The sequence below is a fragment of the Pseudomonas sp. NFIX28 genome, assembly GCF_900107395.1.
Lineage (GTDB): Bacteria > Pseudomonadota > Gammaproteobacteria > Pseudomonadales > Pseudomonadaceae > Aquipseudomonas.
In genome coordinates this window covers 513,704-529,353 of the sequence record NZ_FNPW01000001.1, presented here as the reverse complement: position 1 = coordinate 529,353, position 15,650 = coordinate 513,704, and the positions used below count along the sequence as shown (strand labels likewise).

The window sequence follows — 15,650 nt, the reverse complement described above, 5'->3', positions numbered from 1 at the left end:
GGATTATTTTCCTTCTAGAGAAAGGGTGGCCAACCTGGCCTGAAGAGCACGAAAGGCAATGCCGCGTTCGTCGCCAAGGACAAAGGCCCGGACCCCGCGCTCGCGCCAGCGGCCCAGGTCGCCCTGCTGCCGGGGAATGGCGCAATACGGCACGCCGGCATGGTCCGCCGCCTGCCAGCTGTCGAGCAGCGCCTGCTGGACCAGCGGCTGGTCGATCTGCCAGGGCATGCCGAGGGATTGCGACAGGTCGGCCGCGCCTTCGAGGATCATGTCCAGGCCCGGCACCGCGGCGATCTGCGCGGCGTTGCGCACGCCGGCGGCGCTTTCGATCATCGCCACCAGCATGGTTTGTTCATTGGCCAGGGCCACGTACTGCGCCAGGCTGTGCTTGCCGAAACTGCCGGGGCGCCCGGCGTTGAGGCTGCGCTGGCCCAGGGGGTGGTATTTGCAGGCGGCGACCGCCGCCGCCAGCTGCTCGGCGGATTCGATCATCGGCAGCACGATGCCCTGGGCGCCGCCGTCGAGCAGGCGCAGCAGGGTCTTGGGGTTGAGGTCGGCGACCCGCACCAGCGGCGTCAGCTCGTAGGCCTCGGCCGTGCGGATCATGTGCTCGACGGTTTCCGGGTTGATCAGCACGTGTTCCATGTCGATGATCACGAAGTCGAACCCGGCCTCGGCGATCAGCTCGATGGCCGCCGGCGCCGGGATCGAACTGATCAGCCCGTACACCGTTTGCCCGGCCGCGAGTTTGCGTTTGAGCTGGTTGGTTCTCAGCATGATTGCGGCCTGTAGGCATGCAGCGGGTTGGGCACCGACTTGAAGCGCCGCTCGCCGTCGCCCAGCAGGCGGCGCTTGGTCAGCTCCTCCACCTCGTAGCTCGGCGCGAACACGTCGAACAGGCCAAAGCGGTCGCGGTGCTGCGGATGGGCGTCCTGGTAGCCGAGGATCACTTCGGCGGTCATCTGCCAGAACTGGCCTTCGTCGAGCTGGTAGTGCTGGCGCAGGAAGATCGCCATTTCCGCCAGGCAGATGAAGAAGAAACAGTCGCAGGAGAAATCGCGCACCGCGTTGACGTCATCGGTAAGGATGAAGGAGTTGCGGTTGAGCTTGGCGTGGCTGGCCGGCAGCGGCACCAGTTCCGGGCACAGTTCGGGGCGCGCCAGGTGCGCCGGCGAATAGCGCACGCCGTCGTGGAAGTCCTTCAGGGCGATGCGCTGCGGCCAGCCCTGCTTGACGATCAGCACGATGTTCTGGCCGTGGGATTCCATGCCGATGCCTTCGGCGTAGAGCATGTGGATGATCGGCGGCACCGTGACCTGCAACAGCTGGCGGGTCCAGGCCTGCAGGCCGTACTGGCGGAACCAGGCGTCGATGAACGGCTGCTGCGACCCGGTACCGTAGCGGTTCTCGACATGGCTCAGGCCGTTGAACGGCACCGCCTGCTCGTCGGCCTTGAGGTAGGAATGGATGCTTTCGCGCCAGATCGCCCCCAGCGTGCCGTAGGCCTGGGGCCCGCGGGATTGCGGCAGGTGCTGGTAGTCGAAGCTGACCCCGGCCACCTCGCCGAGGATCACGAAATCCAGCTGGCGCGCGGTGCTGTCGCTGGCGATCAGCTGTTGCAGCCAGTCGGTGATGATCGGCCCGTTCAGCACCGTGTGCCGCGCCAGGATGCGCGTGCTGGAGGTGTTGGTCATGCTCATGGCCAGCTTGACGTAAGGCCGTTCCTTGGCCGTGGCGTTGGCCAGGGTGCGGATCGACTGCTGGGCCTTGTAGCGGTCATCCGAAATGCCGAGGTAGATCAGCTCGCCGCTGAGCAGCTCCGAGTAGAAGGTCGAGACAATCACGTTTTCCCACTGCCACGGGTGCACCGGCAGCAGTTGGTAATCGTCCAGCGCCCTGCCCTGGCTGGCCAGTTGCTGCTCGATCTGCTGCCAGCGCGCGGCGCCCAGTTCCTGCTGGATAAAGGCCGGGAAGTCGAGTTTGCGCGAATGGTTGAGCGAGGCCCGGTCGCGGGCGATCGCCAGCCACACCACGGCGATCGGCGTGGCGAACTCCGGGCCGTAGGCCTGGTTGTCCGCCAGGGAAAAGCCGATGCGCGACTTGTAGCACGGGTGGTAGCTGTGGGCGTCCATGAAGTGCTGCTCCAGGGCGTCCACGTCCAGCTCGTGGGCCGGCTTTTCGGCCTGGTAGCCCTGGCTGCGCGCTTGCAGATCCTTGAGCTGGGTCTGCTCCAGCTCCTGGGTGAAACGCCCCAGGTGCGGGCTGTCCTGATAGTCGCCGAGCAGCTCGGCCAGGGCCTGGTGCAGGTCCGGCACGCTGCGCTGGCCACGGCTGTCGAGGCGTTCGAGGCTGGCGGAATCGAGGCGGATCAGCTCGAAGCTGGCGCTGAGCAGGCCGTTGCAGTGGTATTCCACCCGCGCCTGCTGGCCATCGATGCCGGCCACCACGAAACGTCGCTGGCCGCTGTCATGGCCCTGCGAGGCGCCGTCCAGCGGCTGGCTGTCGAACGCCAGCACGCCTTCGTACAGCAGGGTCTGCAACAGCTGGCCGACCACCCGCTGCTGCACTTTTTCGTCGATACGCGCATCCACCGTGGCCAGCCAGGCGCCGGGGCCGGTGGGCTGGCTTGAGGTTGTCGAGATTGCAGTCGCCATGTTCATACCTTGTGCAAAGAAGGGTTAACGGTGTTCGAGCGCGCCGGGCACAGCCTCGGCGGTCTCGTCGGAAAGGGGAAAACGCCAGGCGCAGGGCAGTGCCAAAAGGATCAGCAGGCCGGTGGCCACGAACACTTCGCTGATGGCCGATGACATGCCCGCCTGGGCCTGCACGCCGCCTTCGACCAGGCGGAACTCCAGCCACAGCGAGGCGATGACAATGCCCAGGGACGACACCAGGCGCCGCGAAATGTTGTTCATCGCCGCGCCCTGGGTGACCATCGGCTCGGGCAAGGCGTTCAGCCCGGCGGTGGTCACCGGCATGTACGACAGGCCCAGGCCGGCGCCGCGCAGCATCATCAGCGCGAACACCAGGCCGATCGCCGCATTGGCCGGGAGCAGGCCCAGGGCCAGGGTCGAGAGCCCGGTCAGCAGCAGGCCGATGGACACCACCCGGCGCGGCCCGTGGCGATCCAGGGCGCTGCCGCCCATGCGTCCGAACAGGCTGGCGAACACCGCCGTGCACAGCAGCGCCAGGCCGGTCCAGATGGCGCTGTAGCCGAGCACCGTCTGCACCAGCAACGGCAGCAGCACCAGGCACTCGAACATGCCCACCGATTGCACCACGGCGATGATCACGCTCAGGCGATAACCGCGCAGGGCGAAGATCCGCAGGTTGAGCAGCGGCGCCTCGCGGCGCAGTTCCAGGCGGACAAAGGCCACCAGGCACAGCACCGCCACCAGCAGCATCCCCAGGTTCAACGGGTCCAGCAACCCGGCGGCATGGTGCAGGCGGCTGATGGCGACCATCAGCAGGCCGATGCCCGAGGCGATCAGCAGGTAGCCGGCCAGGTCGAATGGCTTGCGCTCGGCCGGCTCGGAGGCCGGCAGGACCGCGAGGCCCATCAGCAGCGCGACGAGACCGATCGGCACGTTCATCAAAAACAGCGAACGCCAGCTGAACCACTCCAGCAGCAGGCTGCCGCACAGCGGGCCCGCCGCCGGCGCGAGCATCACCGCCGCGCCCCACAGGCCGGTGACCCGGCCGCGCTCGTCCTTGGCGTACACCGCGAAAATGATCGCCAGGGACAGCGGGATCATCAGCCCGCTGGCGATCCCCTGGACCACCCGCGCGGCGATCACCAGGGCGATGGAATCGGCCAGGGCGCCGAGCAACGAGCCGCCGATGAACAGCGCCACGCCCCACAGGTACAGGCGCCGCCGGCCCAGGCGCTGGCTGAGGAAGCTGGTCAGCGGCATGGTCATGCCCATGCTGGTCATGAACGCCGCGACTATCCAGGTGGCCATCAGCGGGCCGATGGCGAACGCCTGCATGAACGCCGGCAGCGCCGGGTTCAGCGAGCTGTTGTTGAGGCTGACGGTTATAGTGCCGAGCAGCACGTTGACCACCACCCAGCTGCGCGGCGCCTTGAAGCTCACACTCACAAGCCGGCTCCTTCGAGCAACTCGCCCTGGCGCACAAAGTGCTGCGCCGGCCGTGGATGGCAAAGGAAGTCGGCGTGGGAAATGTTGTAGCCATAGGCCCCAGCCATCGGCAGCACCAGCAGGTCGCCGACGCTCACGCCCTTGAGCGGCTGGGCCCGGCTGAGCACGTCCTTGGGCGTGCACAGCTGGCCGACCACGGTCCAGGCCTGTTCCGGCGCGTGCACCGGCTGCGGCACGCGCGGCAGGTGAATCAGCGGGTGGTCATGGCTCTGCGCCGCGGGCAGGCGGAACTGGTGGGTGCCGCCGCGGCACACCAGGAAGTGCTCGCCATGGCTGGTCTTGGTGTCCAGCACCTCGATCACGTAGTAACCGCAGAAGGCGCTGATAAACCGCCCGGGCTCGAAGCGCAGCACCGGCGCCGCGCTGCCCTGCTCCGCCAGCCGGCGTTCCAGGTGGCGACACAGGCGCTGCCAGTCGAACTGCCGGCCGCTGAGGTAGTCGACGCCGATGCCGCCGCCGACATTCAGGTGGGTCAGTTGCTCGGGGTGCGCCGCCAGGGCCCTCCAGTGCGACCAGCGCTGCAGGTAGAAGTCCAGCAACTGCTCATGGCGCTCCACCGACTGCTGGTGCGACATGGCATGCACATGGAAACCCTTGAGGCGCAAATGGTTGGCGCGGTCGACCCGCTGCACCGCCTCGGCCAGTTCCGCCTCGTCGATGCCGAACGGCGTGGCGGTGCCGGCCATGGCCAGCCGGCTCGACTGGTTCTGCGGCAACTGCGGGTTGATGCGGATAAACACCGGCTGCACCCGCCCGGCTTCGGCCGCCAGGCGTTGCAGGCGCTCGATCTCGTTGAGGCTTTCCAGGTGCACCGCTTCCACCTGGTGGGCCAGGGCCGCGCGCAGGTCGGAGTCGAGTTTGCCGGGACCGGAAAACACATAAGGCTTGCGGGTCGGACAGGCCACCACGCGCTCGATCTCGCCCCCCGAGGAAATCTCGAAGCCGCTGACCAGCGGGGCCAGCGCCTCCAGCACCGGCGCCTCGCTGTTGGCCTTGATCGCGTAATACAGCTCGACCCCGGCCGGCAACGCCGCCATTACCTGGCGTACATGGGCCTGCAAGGCGTCCAGGTCGTAGATAAAGGCCGCCAGCGGGTCGGCACTGCCGGCCCGGGCCTGGTCGATGGCGCGCAGCACCGCTTGGGACAACTCAGCCATAACGGGCCTCCTCGCTCCACGGCGAACCCAGGCTGACGTAGCCGGCCTGGCGGTCGGCCTTGGCGGCCAGGCGCACCTTGAGGTTGGTCTTGCAGGCAATCGGCTGGCCGGCGATCAGCGCGTCCAGCTCGGGCGCCGGGCGGACCAGCTCGTCGCGGATGCGCCGCAGCTGCTGCTCGACCCGTTGCCACATCAGCGGCGCCAGGTGCGGGCGTTCCCAGCTCAGGGCCAGCACCGCTTCCGACAGGTTGTTGATCAGCAGGCAATAGGTGATGCGGCTCCAGCCCTGCTCGCGGGAATACAGCAGCGACTGGCGCACCCGCGGGTGCAGGCCGACCTCGATCTGCGCCATGCCCAGCTCGTCGGTGAGCTTGACCCCTTCGAAATCCCGCAGCAGCAATTGCTGCGGGCGGCCCTGGTCGTGGATCAGCACGCTGTTCTGCAGGTGCGGCTCCATCACCACGCCGTGGTTGAAGAACAGCGCCAGCACCGGCCGCAGCAGCAGCGTCTGGTACTGGTCGAACCAGTCCACCAGTTGCTCGTCCTCCAGTTCGCCGGCGTTGAAGCCTTGCAGGAAGTCATGCACCAGCGGCCGCGAATGAATGTCGCGGGCAAACAACGTGCCGGCCATCACGCTGCGCTCGGCACCGGCGCGGCGGCAGAAGTTCTCCCGCAGGATCGCCCCGGTCTGTTCGCGGAACCAATGGGCATCGGCCTCGCTGGCCTGGGCCGGGGCCCAGCTCATGGAGCCTGGCTCGGCCACCGCCGACAGCCCGCCGAGGGTTTCTGGCTGGGTCTGCTGCAGGCGCTGGAACAGCTGGTCGATGATCAGCGTGCTTTCCAGTTCGTACCAGGCGTTCTTGCGCACGCAATTGGTGATGCGCACGTTCAGCGAACCCTTGATGAAAAAGTCGTGGTCCTCGATGTACCAGGTGCGCATCGACGCCGTCGGGCTGGCAACGGGCCCGGTGGCCCCATGGTCGACCACCTCGCCCAGCTCCAGCAGGCGCTGCACGCGGCGGTCCTGCATGAACAGCTCGGCCTGCACCGGGTGCATGCAGATCATCGCGTGCCCGGGGCGTGCCCGGCCCTGGTCGGCAAAACCGGCCATGACCTGCTCTTCGCTGAGGCCGCTCGCGGTCACGCGCAAGCCCTGGCGTGGCACTTCGAACAGGTGCAGCGCGGTCTCGGCCTGAAATTCCGGGGCGTAGGTTTCCTGCGCCAGGTGCGCGGGCCACAGCCGCGCCTTGGGCGCCGGATGGTTGGGGTGGCCGAACCACAGCCCCTGCTCGCTGGCCAGGTAGCCGCTCAGCGGCGCCGGGCCCTGGCCATCCATGTTATGGGCGACGATGGCGGCGGTCAGCAGCTGGCTTTGCAGCACCTGCTCCAGCAGCTCGTCGTTGCTGGCCCGGGTCATGTGCTCGCAGGCGCCGAGCAACTGCTCGACGAACTCGGCAAACGCCAGGCAACGCCAGCTCCCGCCCTCGCGCCGGGCATACACATCCGATAGGTAACGGTGGCTGCCCAGGCGGTCACGGCGGTCGACCATGACGAAAAACTGTTGCTGGTTGGGCAGGTCGATGGTCAGCGGGATGCCCTTCCATTCCAGGCCATCCAGGTAACTGCCGGGCGGTATGCCTTGCATCTGTGCCGGCCAGTTGTAACTGAGGCAGTTTTCCGGCAAAGCGAACTCTTTGATCAGGCAATTGAGCAAGGCGCGCGTGGTCGCCAACTCACTGACCATATTCGATAAAACATGCTTTGATAAAACATCGCGATCTGAATAATTCATACATGCTCCACAGTAGCCCGCGCGGTCACGGGTTACGTACTGTCGCGGCAAATAGTTAGTTGCTCTTCGGCCACACTGAAAAGCCGACAGGCACCCGTCGAACGCCATCGTCCGCTTGCACTTTCCTGCAACTTTGAAACAGCGAAACCTGTCGCCAGGCAGTTGTTCGATCAAGACTTAAAAGTGTGAAGCCCGACACACTCTTATTACTTCAAACCCGCTCCCGAAGTGGCACTTCAAGAACGTAACTGCAACAAGGCGTCCGCCACGGCGCGGCTGAAACGCAGGACCACTTGCTGGCATTGTTCGTCGTCGATCACCAGGGGCGGCAGCAGCCGGATCACATTGCCCCGGCGCCCGCCACGCTCGAGCAGCAGGCCTTGTTTGAAACAGTGCTGCTGGATGGCCACGGCCAGGGTCGGGTCCGCCGGGAAATGCCCGTGGCGGTCGGCCGGCTGGCGCTCGTCGACAATCTCGATGCCCAGCATCAGGCCGCGCCCGCGCACCTGGCCCAGGGCCGGGTAATCCACGCTCAGCGCGTTCAATTGCTCCTTGAGCCACTGGCCGCGGCGCTCGGCCAGGCCCGCGATGTTCTGGTCGCGCAGCACTTGCAGGGTCGCCAGGCCCGCGGCCATGGCCATCTGGTTGCCGCGGAAGGTGCCGGCGTGGTTGCCCGGCTCCCAGGCATCGAACTCGCGCTTGATGCCCAGCACCGCCATGGGCAGGCCGCCGCCCACCGCCTTGGACATGACGATCATGTCCGGCTCGATGCCGGCGTGTTCGAAGGCGAACATCTTGCCGGTGCGGGCAAAGCCGGCCTGCACTTCGTCGAGGATCAGCACGATGCCGTGCTTGCGGGTCACCTCGCGGATCGCCTGCAGCCAGCTGGCCGGCGCGCAGTTGACCCCGCCCTCGCCCTGCACCGCCTCGAGGATCACCGCCGCCGGCAGCGACACGCCGCTTTCGACATCTTCGATGAACTGGGTGAAGTAATGGCTCAGCGCCTCGACCCCGGCCTCGCCGCCGATGCCCAGCGGGCAGCGGTATTCGTGGGGGTACGGCATGAACTGCACCCCCGGCATCAGGCCGGCGATCGCATTCTTCGGCGCGGTGTTGCCGGTCAGCGCCAGGGCGCCGTGGGTCATGCCGTGGTAGGCGCCGGAAAAACTGATGACGTTGTGCCGGCCGGTATAGGTCTTGGCCAGCTTCAGCGCCGCCTCCACCGCGTCCGCCCCGGACGGCCCGCAGAACTGCAGGCAATAGTCGCGGCCCTGGCCCGGCAACAGGCTGAGCAGGGTTTCGCTGAAGGCGTCCTTGACCACGGTGGTCAGGTCCAGGGTATGCATCGGCAGGCCCGAGGCCAGGAAGCTGTCGAGGCTGGCCATGATCGCCGGGTGGTTGTGCCCCAGGGCCAGGGTGCCGGCGCCGGCCAGGCAGTCCAGGTAAGTCTTGCCTTCGACGTCGGTGACCCACACTCCATGCGCCTTGGCGATGGCCAGTGGCAACTTGCGCGGATAACTGCGCACATTGGATTCGAACTTGCTCTGTCTGGCCAGATAATCGGCATTGGTTTTTTGCAGAGGACTAGTGCGCAATATGCCATCATTCAACATCTGATCACCCTCGTTAAATTCGACATGCAAATTATTATCATTAATAAAAGCACGCAACTACTTATTCAAACTTATTTGGAATAGTCACATAGCACTTGCGGATATAAGTTAATTATCGCGCGCACGCCAAAAACCAAGTTAATAAACTTGGTAAATCGTCATTTATGACGCAAGAAACTGCCATGTTATTGCCATCTTTCTGACAACTTAGTTAGTTGCCATTAAATGGCCAACACCTCTTTCAAGAGGCACGGAAGTTGATTAGCTGATAACGGACATACTTTCTACCTCGACCCAGCAACCGGTCATGACACGGCGGTGCGCCCTTCCCTGTGGCGCCTGTCCGCTTTGCTTCTTAGAAACCCACGGTTGCCGAGAGCAACAGGGTCCGAGGGGTCGACAGGGTCAACCCCGGCTCGCTGTCGTCCGAGGCCCCGGCCGAACTCCAGTAGCGCTTGTCCAGTATGTTCTCGACGTTGGCGCGCAAGGTGATGTCCTTCTCGTCGACCTTGAAGGCGTAGCGCGCCCCGAGGTCGAAACGCTCCCAGGAATCGATTTCCTTGCTGTTGGCCTGGTCGAGGTACTGCGAGCTGGAATAGATGCCGCGGCTGGTCAGGGTCAGGCCCTGCACGTGCGGCACATCCCATTCGGCGCCCAGGTTGACGTTGTACTTCGGCGTGGCCGGTGCCCGGTTGCCGTCGAAGGTGCCGTTGGTGGTGTCTTTCAGTTCGCTGTCGATGTACATGACGCCGCCCAGCAGGCGGAAGCCTTTGAGCGGTTCGCCGAACACGCTCAGCTCGACACCGGTGTTTTCGCGCTTGCCGTTCGGGCCGAAAACCCGGGTGGTGGCGTTGGTCTCGTAGGCCGGCTGCTTGATCCGGAACACCGCGGCGGTCAGGGCGAAGGCCCCGGCGTCATACTTGGCGCCGGCCTCGATCTGGCGGCTGATGAACGGCGGGAAGATTTCGTCTTCGTTGATCGAGGTCGACGGCGCGATCTTGCCCTGGCTCAGGCCTTCCATGTAGTTGACGTACAGCGACAGCTGGTCGGTGGCCTTGAACAGCAGGCCGCCCGAAGGCGAGACCTTTTCCTCGTCGTAGCCGGTGTCGCCTTTGACGCCATCGCTCCAGTCGTCGACCTTGACCCGCTGCCAGCGCGCGCCGAGGGTCAGCAGCAGGCGGTCATCGAAGAAGCCCAGGGTGTCGGACAACGCCACGCCGCTGAAGCGGTTCTCGGTGTAGACCTTGGGGTCGATGCGCGTCGGCCTGGACGGCGTCGGCGTCTGCACCGGGTCGTAGAGGTTGCTGCGGGACGCGGCATAGCGCGCGCCGCCATTTTCGAAGTCCATGTAGAAGTAGCTGGCCGCCAGGTTGACCTCATGGCTCACCGGGCCGGTGCGGAACCAGCTGCGCGCGCCCGCAGTGGTGGTGCGGACATTTTCGTCACGGGTGAAGTCGCGCGGCTGCACGCTGAAGTCGCCGGCGTCATTGGTGACCGACACCGCATGGCGCAGGAAGTCGTGGTTGCTTTTGCGCGCACCGACGCCGCCATACAGCATCACCGAGTCGCTGACGTCGTATTCGGCGTTCACCGTGCCGAAGGTGTCCTTGGTCCGCGCCTTGCTCCAGGACTGCGCGTAGTTGTCTCGCACATCGTCGGCGTCCGGCACCTTGGCGTTCGGGCCGACCTGCACCCGCTCCTGCGGCGCGTCGGTATCGCGCTCGGTGTGGCCAATGTCGGTGGACAGGCGCAGGCGTTCGCCGCGGAAGTCCAGGCCCAGCACGGCCATTTCGCGATCGACGCTCTGGTTGTCCCATTCGGTGTCGCCGGACTGCTTCACGGCGTTCAGGCGCACGCCGAACTTGTCGTCTTCGCCGAAGCGCCGGCCGATGTCCACCGCGCCGCCGACCTGGCTGTCGGAGGCATAGCTGCCGGTGAATTCGGTGATGGGCTTGTCGGTCGCGCGCTTGGGCACCACGTTGATGCCGCCGCCGACGCTGCCCCGCGGCGAGATGCCGTTGATCAACTGGGTCGGGCCCTTGAGGATGTCCACGCGGTCGGCCATTTCCATGTCGATGGTGTAGGTCGGCAGCACGCCGTACAGGCCGTTGTAGGCGACATCGCTGTTGAACAGGCTGAAACCGCGGATGGTGAACTGCTCGTAGCGCCCGCCCGCCGGGTTGGTGGCCCGCACCGAAGGGTCGCTGGCAATCAGGTCGCCCAGGGTGCGCGCCTGCTGGTTCTTCACCACCTCGCTGGTGTAGGTGGTCATGCTGAACGGGGTTTCCATGAAGTCTTTCGAGCCCAGCAGGCCTTGCGAGCCGCGGCGCGCGACCTGGCCGCCGGCAAACACGTCGCTCTCGGTCGCGCCGTTGGCGCCGAGAATCGAGGTCGGGGCCAGTTGCAGGCTGCTGCCTTGCGGCGCCGGGGTCAGGATATAAGCCTGTTCGCCCACCGGTTGCAGCTGCAGGCCGGAACCTTGCAGCAAGCGGGCGAAGCCCTCTTCCACGCCATACTCGCCGGACAGGCCGCTGCTGTTGCGGCCGCTGACCAGTTGCGGGTCCACCGACAGGTTGACGCCCGCCAGGCCGGCGAAACGGGTCAACGCGGCACTCAGCGGACCGGCCGGCACCTGGTAGCTGCGCCGTGCGGCGTCATCGGCCCAGCTGGCCTGGATGAATAACGGGCTGGAACTGAGGGTCAGGATGAGGCCCAACTGCAACAGTCCGGGGGAAACCGGACGCAAACGGTATGGCAATACTACGGGCATGGGAGGAAGCTCTCGTTTTTTTGTTCACTTACCTGGAATGACCGGCGAGGAAAAAAAAAGGGACAGCTTCAGCCAATATTTTTTTGCCCGGCGTTTTTCTGCGCAGTTTGCGCAACCAGGGTCACCCAGTAACGCGTGCGCGAATGCACTTCCAGCGGCAGGCTGGCGGCCAGCAGCGACAGCACGCGGTCGGTGTTGTCGAGACGGAAACTGCCGGTGACGCGCAAGGCTTCCAGTTCCGGCTCCCAGCGCAACAGGCCCGGACGATAACGGCCGAGTTCACGCAAAAAATCCCCCAGCGGCAGGTTCTGCGCCATCAGCACGCCGTCGCGCCAGCCTGGCAGCTGCGCGTCGAAGGCATCGATCTGCCCGGCGCCGTCCACCCGCAGACGCACCCGCTGGCCTTCGCCCAACAGCAGCCGCGGGCCGTGCAATGGTTGCAGTTGCACCGAGCCGCTGACCACCGACACCCGGCAATCGCGCTCGTTGAGGCGCACGCAGACTTCGCTGCGACTGACGACGATGCGCCCATAAGGCGCCTGGATGGTCAGCGGCGCGCTGCCCGTGACCTTGAGCGCCATTTCCCCGCGCACCAGGCTCACTTGCCGGGTGCCCAGGTCGACGTTGACCGCGCTGGCGGTATTGAGCTGCAAGGAGCTGCCATCGGCCAGGGACAAGGTGCGGTGTTCGCCGGTACTGGTCTGCAGGTCGGCGCGCCACACGTCCAGCGGCAGCTGGCGCCCCAGCAGCCAGGCGGTCGGCACCAGCGCCGCGACGCCGAGGGCGCGCTTGAGCACCGCGCGCCGCGACGGATCGGGGCGCCGGTCCAGGGTAGCCATGGCCAACGCCGAAGGCAGCGCGGAGAAACGCTGGCGCAGCAGTTGCGCCTTCTGCCAGGCACTTTCGTGACGGCTGTTGCTGTTGCGCCAGTGCTGCAAGCGCGCGTGATCGTCGGCGTTGGCCGCGCCGGACTCCAGCAGCGCCAGCCATTGCGCCGCCGCGCGGGCGACTTCGCGGGTTTCGCTGGAGGGCGCCGGGCGCATCACAGGTCCACCAGCAGGCAGTGTTCGTAGGCCTGGGCCATGTAGCGCTTGACGGTGCGTTCCGAAACCTCGAGGCGCTCGGCGATCTCGCGGTAGCCCAGCCCTTCCAGCTGGCTCCAGAGAAATGCCCGGCGCACCAGCGGCGGCAGGCCGTCGAGCAATTCGTCGAGGGCTTGCAGGGTTTCCAGCAGCACCCAGCGCTGTTCCGGGGACGGCACGCTGTCTTCGGGCAGGCTGGCCAGCGCGTCCAGGTAGGCCTGTTCCAGCTTGCGCCGGGTATAGAAGTTGCTCAGCAGACGCTTGCCCACGGTGACCAGGTAGGCCCGCGGCTCGCGCAAGTCGACCAGCTGCTGGGAGCTGGTCAGCACCCGCAGGAAGGTGTCCTGGCTCAGGTCCGCCGCATCCCAGGCGTTGCCCATGCGCTGGCGCAACCAACTCTCGAGCCAGCTTCGATGATCGCGGTACAGGGCATGTAGGCTTTGCTCCGTTGGCGTCGCTGCTTCAATCATGTCAAGAGCCCTGCGCGAAGGATTATTCAAATGAGACTGATTCTAATTAATATTCATGTAGCAAACCAAGCCCTTTCGTGCGATTGGGTTCGGGTTTTCGTCTGATTGGAATAATCGGCAGGTGCCCTGGGACCATGGTCCCAGGGGCATGAAACACTCCAGGCGGCAGACCTGGCGAGGGGGTTGAAACGGTGCCCGGCCCCTTGCGGGCCGGGCATGGTGCGCGGCTACACGCCCATCAACGGGTCGCTGATGCTATGGGCGCCGGTTTCGATACGCCCGGCCAGGCGCCGCAGCCAGCCGCCCTCGCCGCGCAGGGTCAGGTCGTACCAGCCGCCGCTGGCGTGGCAGCTGAACATCTGGTGGATCTCGCTACGCCCGGGCACGTCGAACCGCCACGGCCCCTGCTGGGTATAGGGGCAACGCTCGATGGTGATCGACACCGGCTCCTTGCTCGGGTTGCTCAGGGTCAGCTGCAGGTTGTTGCCCCGGCTGAACATCGACACCTCGGGCTGGCGCTCCAGCAGGTTGCCGTAAAAGCTGCGGTGGAAACCGTTGGGCCCCAGCAGCCAGAGCTTGTAGCGCCCCGCGGTCTGCCAGCTGTCCTTGAGCCGCTTGCCCGCCTCCACGGTGTAGCGCCGCGGGATGTCCAGCAGGTGCAGGCGATCGTAGACATGGAACACCGCGCCCTGCTCGCCGCTGTTTTGCAGGCTCAGAGTCAGGCTCAGCGCCTTGCGCTTGGCCTTGGCCTCGACATTCAGGCGATACGGCAAGGCCCGCGACGGCCGGGCCACGCGGCGCTGTTGCGGCAATTGCTGGCGGCTGGGGTCCGGCAGCGGCACCTGGGCCAGTTGTTCCTGGCGCTGGCGCAGCAGGTCCGCGGCCTGGCGGGTGGTGGTGTGCAGCGGCGGGAGGATCTCGCTGTTGGGATTGACGAAGTTGAAGGCCGAAGTCAGGTCGCCGCACACGGCACGGCGCCAGGCGCTGATGTTCGGCTCGCGCACGCCGAAGCGCTTCTCGATAAATTGCAGCACCGAGGTGTGGTCGAACACCTGGGAGTTGACCCAGCCGCCGCGGCTCCAGGGCGACAGGACCAGCATCGGCACCCGTGGGCCAGGGCCGTAGACGCCGCCGTCCGGGCGCGGTTGCTGGGTGGTCCCCGGCGGCGCCGGATGGGTGAACACTTCACTGTCGAAGTCCACCGTGGACTTGCCGGCGAAGCTGCCGTCCAGGCGCCGCGACGGCGCCGAGGGCGACGGTAGATGGTCGAAGAAACCGTCGTTCTCGTCGTAGTTGACCAGCAGCACGGTCTTGCTCCAGACCTCGGGGTTGTCGGTCAGCGCCTTGAGGATTTCCTGGGTGAACCAGCCGCCCTGCACCGGGCTCGACGGCCCCGGGTGCTCGGAATAGGCCGCCGGGGCGACGATCCAGCTGACCTTGGGCAGCTTGCCCTGCTGCACATCGTTGCGAAACCCCGCCAGCATGCCTTCCAGGTCGCTGCTGCTGCGCGCCGGCAGGGTGTTGCCGTTGCCCTTGTAGAGCGGCACCTGGGCATTCAGCGCATCGCTGTAGGGCACGAAGGCGGTGAAGCCTTCCGGCGGCTGCGCCGGGTTGCCGGCCGCCACGCTGGCGCGGCGGTACTCGCGGAAACCGGCCAGCGGGTTGTCGCCGAAGTTGTCCGGCAGGTATTGGTAGATCTTCCAGCTCACGCCCCGCTCTTCCAGGCGCTCGGGGTAGGTTTTCCAGGTGTAGCCGACGTCCACCGCGCCCGGGCCGTCCCATTCGTTGACCACCGCCGCCACGTTGGCGCCGGTCGGGCCGTTGGTGCCGGTCCAGTGGAACAGGCGGTTGGGGTTGGTCCCGGCGTGCACCGAACAGTGGTAGGCATCGCACAGGGTGAAGGTGTTGGCCAGGGCGAACTGGAACGGCAGCTCCTGCTCGCGGTAGTAGCCCATGGAGGTATTGGTCTTGAAGGTCGGCCAGGCGCTCATGCGGCCGCTGGCCCAGGCCGCGTGCTCGTCGATCCACGAATGCGGCGTGCCGTCGACCCGCTGCGCGTTGCCCCGCGAGCTGTCCAGGTGATACGGCAGCACCACCCGCCCGACGCCCTGCTGCTCCCACACCGAGCGCTTGCCGGGCAGCGGAATGGTGAAGCGGTCGCTGAAGCCGCGCACCCCGGGCAAGGTGCCGAAGTAATGGTCGAAGGAGCGGTTTTCCTGCATCAGGATCACCACGTGCTCGACGTCACGGAGGGTGCCCGTGCGGTTATTGGCAGGGATGGCCAGGGCCTGGCGGATGGAGTCTGGCAGCAAGGTAAAGGCCGAGCCGATAGCGGCGGCCTGCATGAGCTTCCTGCGAGTGAGAGTAGGCATACGCGGTTGAATTCCTTGAAGTTGCAGGGCGGGAAATAGCGACCCACGCAAAGTAGTGACCTCAAGTAACAGGCAAGTTACACGGCCGTTGCAGGCCGGGGTCAAGCCGTCCATGGCTAGCGATACCGCTGCATTAACGCTCTAAAACGATGATTTTTAATAACATTTCTAAATGAAGAATATTTCGTGAACTTGATCCCGGAGACTTCCCTGCATTCAAAGAAATATGGGGCG

10 protein-coding genes are annotated in these 15,650 nt (G+C 65.8%); all 10 read right to left on the bottom strand.

The window, feature by feature from the left end; translation table 11 throughout:
• Positions 1-3: 3 nt before the first annotated feature.
• Positions 4-777 carry an HpcH/HpaI aldolase family protein gene (locus tag BLV20_RS02320; protein WP_175540125.1) on the bottom strand — a complete coding sequence of 258 codons (774 nt, stop codon included), beginning with the start codon at positions 775-777 and terminating at the stop codon, positions 4-6.
• Positions 771-2,654, bottom strand: coding sequence for an IucA/IucC family protein (locus BLV20_RS02315; RefSeq protein WP_092296999.1), 1,884 nt, complete (start codon positions 2,652-2,654; stop codon positions 771-773). Before BLV20_RS02315 ends, BLV20_RS02320 begins: the two co-directional genes overlap by 7 nt.
• 24 nt (positions 2,655-2,678) lie before the next feature.
• Entirely contained in the window at positions 2,679-4,094 is a 1,416-nt protein-coding gene (locus BLV20_RS02310; RefSeq protein WP_092296996.1) for a DHA2 family efflux MFS transporter permease subunit, read from the bottom strand.
• Between the two features lie 2 nt (positions 4,095-4,096).
• Positions 4,097-5,317, bottom strand: a complete 1,221-nt coding sequence (locus BLV20_RS02305; protein WP_092296408.1) for a type III PLP-dependent enzyme — start codon at positions 5,315-5,317, stop codon at positions 4,097-4,099.
• Positions 5,310-7,109, bottom strand: a complete 1,800-nt coding sequence (locus BLV20_RS02300; RefSeq protein WP_092296405.1) for an IucA/IucC family protein — start codon at positions 7,107-7,109, stop codon at positions 5,310-5,312. The genes BLV20_RS02305 and BLV20_RS02300 overlap by 8 nt, the downstream gene beginning before the upstream one ends.
• Positions 7,110-7,345: 236 nt before the next feature.
• Positions 7,346-8,722 (bottom strand): diaminobutyrate--2-oxoglutarate transaminase, encoded by a 1,377-nt coding sequence (locus BLV20_RS02295; protein ID WP_092296993.1) that lies wholly within the window; start codon positions 8,720-8,722, stop codon positions 7,346-7,348.
• 355 nt (positions 8,723-9,077) lie between these two features.
• On the bottom strand, positions 9,078-11,492 hold the full coding sequence (locus BLV20_RS02290; protein ID WP_092296402.1) for a TonB-dependent receptor: 2,415 nt from the start codon (positions 11,490-11,492) through the stop codon (positions 9,078-9,080).
• Between the two features lie 68 nt (positions 11,493-11,560).
• Positions 11,561-12,535, bottom strand: a complete 975-nt coding sequence (locus BLV20_RS02285; RefSeq protein WP_092296399.1) for a FecR domain-containing protein — start codon at positions 12,533-12,535, stop codon at positions 11,561-11,563.
• Positions 12,535-13,044: a sigma-70 family RNA polymerase sigma factor gene (locus tag BLV20_RS02280; protein WP_092296397.1), complete on the bottom strand. Its 510-nt coding sequence runs from the start codon at positions 13,042-13,044 to the stop codon at positions 12,535-12,537. The genes BLV20_RS02285 and BLV20_RS02280 overlap by 1 nt, the downstream gene beginning before the upstream one ends.
• A 227-nt stretch (positions 13,045-13,271) precedes the next feature.
• Entirely contained in the window at positions 13,272-15,416 is a 2,145-nt protein-coding gene (locus BLV20_RS02275) for a phosphocholine-specific phospholipase C (RefSeq protein ID WP_092296394.1), read from the bottom strand.
• Positions 15,417-15,650 lie beyond the last annotated feature (234 nt).